At 69.7% G+C, this 3,305-nt stretch carries 4 protein-coding genes; 1 reads left to right on the forward strand and 3 read right to left on the reverse strand.

Translation table 11 applies throughout. The features are described 5' to 3' along the window. Positions 1-10 precede the first annotated feature (10 nt). From P2P98_RS09110 to P2P98_RS09120, 3 genes are all read right to left on the reverse strand, one after another. The gene (locus P2P98_RS09110) at positions 11-928 is read right to left on the reverse strand and encodes a DMT family transporter (RefSeq protein ID WP_275799347.1); all 918 of its coding nucleotides are present in this window, start codon (positions 926-928) and stop codon (positions 11-13) included. 218 nt (positions 929-1,146) lie between these two features. Continuing rightward, positions 1,147-2,451 (reverse strand): MFS transporter, encoded by a 1,305-nt coding sequence (locus tag P2P98_RS09115; protein ID WP_275799348.1) that lies wholly within the window; start codon positions 2,449-2,451, stop codon positions 1,147-1,149. Beyond that, entirely contained in the window at positions 2,448-2,669 is a 222-nt protein-coding gene (locus P2P98_RS09120) for a DUF167 domain-containing protein (protein ID WP_275799349.1), read from the reverse strand. Before P2P98_RS09120 ends, P2P98_RS09115 begins: the two co-directional genes overlap by 4 nt. 348 nt (positions 2,670-3,017) lie before the next feature. On the opposite strand from P2P98_RS09120, the gene rpsO reads away from it, so the two are divergent. Beyond that, complete coding sequence (gene rpsO / locus P2P98_RS09125) at positions 3,018-3,287, forward strand: 30S ribosomal protein S15 (RefSeq protein WP_013583433.1); 270 nt, start codon at positions 3,018-3,020, stop codon at positions 3,285-3,287. Positions 3,288-3,305: the final 18 nt, after the last annotated feature.

Genomic DNA, 3,305 nt, shown 5'->3' on the forward strand with positions numbered 1-3,305 from the left:
CTCGGACAGGTCAGACGCGGGCGCGCCGCGACAGGCGCAGCCGCTGCTGCACGAGCAGAATGCCGAGGAAGACCACGGCCGCGCCCACCGGCTCGTTCCACGAGATGCGCTCGCCGAGGATCAGGATGCCGAGAGCCACCCCGACCACCGGGGTGATGTAGGTCACGGTCGAGGCGCGGGTGGGACCCCAGGCGCGCAGGGTGTTCTGGTTCCAGACGTAGGCGATCCCCGTGCCGAGCACGCCGAGAGCGACGATGCTGCCCACGACCGGGAGTGTGAGGTGCATCGGTTCGGCGAGGATCAGCGGCGACAACAGCACCATGAACGCGGCGGCGGGGCCGATGTAGCCGAACGCGAAGGCGATGCCCGAGAGACCCGTGTCACCGAGGAAGCGGCGCATGTACGCGAGGCTGAAGCCGTAGCAGGCCGTCGCGCCGAGGAGGGCGAGCTGTGCGATCGTGCTGCCGCCGACATCGGCGATCGCCCCGGGCGCGATGATGACGACGACGCCGAGGATGCCGATCGCGATCCCGACGAGTTGGCCGACCTTGAGGCTCTCGACGCGGAACACCGCCCACGCCATGATCGCGGTCATGATCGGCGTGGTCGCGTTGAAGATGCTTGCCAGCCCCGATGACACGTGCTGCTCCGCCCACGCGAACAGCAGGAACGGCACGACGCAGAAGCTGAGCGAGAGCACGCTCAGGTGGCCCCAGACGCGACCGTCCCGCGGAAGGCGCTCGCGACGGATCGCGACGATCGCCGCCAGTGCGAGAGCGCCGAAGAGCAGGCGACCGCCCGCGACCTGCGCCGGGCTCATGCCGTCGAGCGCGATCGCGATGAAGAGGAAGCTCGAGCCCCACACGATGCCGGTGAGCACGAACTGCACGGCGATCGAGACGGGGGACGGGGAGGAAGAGGATGCCACGATCCCGACGATACGGCCGAGGTGCAGCGCCGCGCGCCGTCGGGGAGTGCGACGGCGGAAATCCGCTGAGATTCGGCAGACGCGGTGCCGGGTGCGTGCGCCCGGCGCCGGGCCCCGCCGGCCGCGCTGGTCCCGCCCATAAACGCTTCTGGCGCGCAGAAACACGAGCACACCGTGTTTCCGTGCGCGGATGGCGTTTATGCGTGGCGCAGCGCGGTTCAGGGCTGAGGGTCGAGCGCGTCGTACTGCCGGAATCGCGGCGAGAAGCGCACGAGCGTGCCGACGAGCGCCAGGATCAGGATGCCGCCGAACAGGGGCGGCACCCAGAGGGCGGTCAGGGTCGCGAGGGTCCCGGCGTAGAGCGCTCCGACACGGGGTCCACCGGCCACCACGACGATGAAGATGCCCTGGAGGCGCCCGCGCATGGCATCCGGGACCGCCGCCTGCATCATCGTCGAGCGGTAGATCGCGCTGACGTTGTCGGCCGCGCCGGAGACGGCGAGCGTGACCGCCGCCAGAACGATCAGCGCGACCGCGGCGTGGGTCTCGTCGACGACATCGGGACGGAGCCACCCGAGGCTGGCGGCGACGAGAACCAGGCCGAACAATCCGATGGACAGCCCGTAGACCTGGATGGCCCGCTCGATCCCGAGGCCCTGGCGGCGAACGCGCCCGATGGGGCCGGAGAAGAGGCTAGAGAGGAAGGCACCGGCGGCGACGGCCGCGGTGAGAACCCCGGTGGTGATCGCTCCGCCGCCGAGGAGCACGGCGCCGATCGCGGGGAAGAGCGTCACGGGCTGACCGAACGTCATCGCGATGATGTCGAGGATGTACTGCAGGCGGATGTTGGGCGCGCGCCGGAGGAATCGTGCACCGTCCCGCAGGGACTCCAGGCCCGGTCGGACGATCTCTCCCTCGGGTCGTAGCTTCGGCAACGACCACAGGCCCAGGAAGAGCGATGTCATGAGCAGGACGTCGAGCGAGTATGTCCAGGCATAGCCCGCGACGGCGACGAGCACACCGGCCAGCGCGGGCCCGGCCATGACCATGATCCCGACGGTGACGCCCTGCAGGGCTGCGGCCGCCGGTAGCAGCTCGCGGGGGATCAGCCGCGGGGTGATCGCCGACTTGGTCGCCAAGACGATCGAGTTCGCCGCGGAGTTCACGACGCTCAGGACGAAGAGCCACCCGACCGTCTCGAGGCCCGTCCAGGCGAGGACTGCCAGCAGCGCGGTCGAGACGAACGTGACCACGGCCGCGAGGAGTGCCACGGTGCGCCGATCGAACGCGTCGGCGAGCATGCCGCCGTAGAGACCGGCGAGGATCATCGGGAGCAGCCCCGCCACCGCGATCATCGACACGGCGAAGGTGCTCTGCGTCAGCTCGAACACGTGCAGCATGACCGCCACGACGGTGAGCTGTCCGCCGAGGCCCGCGAGCGTCGACCCGATCCACAGGCGGGCGAAGGCGGGGGACGTCGTCAGCGGGCGCAGGTCGATGAACGCGCTCCGGCGGGCCGTCACGCGTCGACCTCGACACGTTTGATGCGCGCCGTGTGCCCTCGCAGGATCTCGACGTCGCGGGGAGCGACTCCGAAGTGCGCGGCCAGGGCCTTCACGACGCCCGCGTTCGCTGCCCCGTCGACCGCGCGCTCGCGCACGTGCACGACGAGACCGTCCGCGGTGTCTTCGACGAGGGGACCGCGTCGACTGCCGGGCTTGACGCGGACCGTGAGCTGCACGAATCGAGGCTACGCCAGGCCTCCGACATCGGGGCGGTGGTGGTCCGGATGCATGACCGGTGGGGAAGGCGATTCCATGGGGCGCTGTCGAGACACCACCAGCCCCACCCGTCATGCATCTGAGCCACGGGCAGTGTGCGGCGGCGCCGGGCGCGCAGGGGGCCGGAAGTGGCGCCGCCGGGAGCGACGGTGCGTCACCCGGGTACGGCGGCGCCGGGCGCGGAGCGGTGCGGTGGCGGCATCCCGATGCTGGTAGACTCATGCGGTTGCCGTTCGATCGGCCGCGGATAAAGAGAGCCCACGCATCAGGCGTCGGGCGCCGCGCAACGAAGAGGAAGGGGATCACCTATGGCACTGGAAGCAGACGTCAAGAAGGCGATCATCGAAGAGTACGCGACGCACCCCGGTGACACCGGATCCCCCGAGGTGCAGGTCGCGATGATGACGCAGCGCATCAAGGACCTCACCGAGCACCTCAAGATCCACAAGCACGACCACCACTCGCGCCGTGGACTCTTCCTGCTCGTCGGTCAGCGCCGTCGCCTGCTGGGTTACCTGCAGGACGTCGACATCAACCGTTACCGCTCGCTCATCGAGCGTCTCGGTCTGCGTCGCTAATCGCACCAGCGTTCAATC

This window comes from Microbacterium sp. Kw_RZR3 (assembly GCF_029222405.1).
In the GTDB taxonomy this organism is placed as follows: Bacteria; Actinomycetota; Actinomycetes; order Actinomycetales; family Microbacteriaceae; genus Microbacterium.

What these genes read in the sequence shown, in the direction of transcription:
- rpsO (WP_013583433.1), top strand. Translation starts at nt 3,018, where the DNA reads ATGGCACTGGAAGCAGACGTCAAGAAGGCGATCATCGAAGAGTACGCG.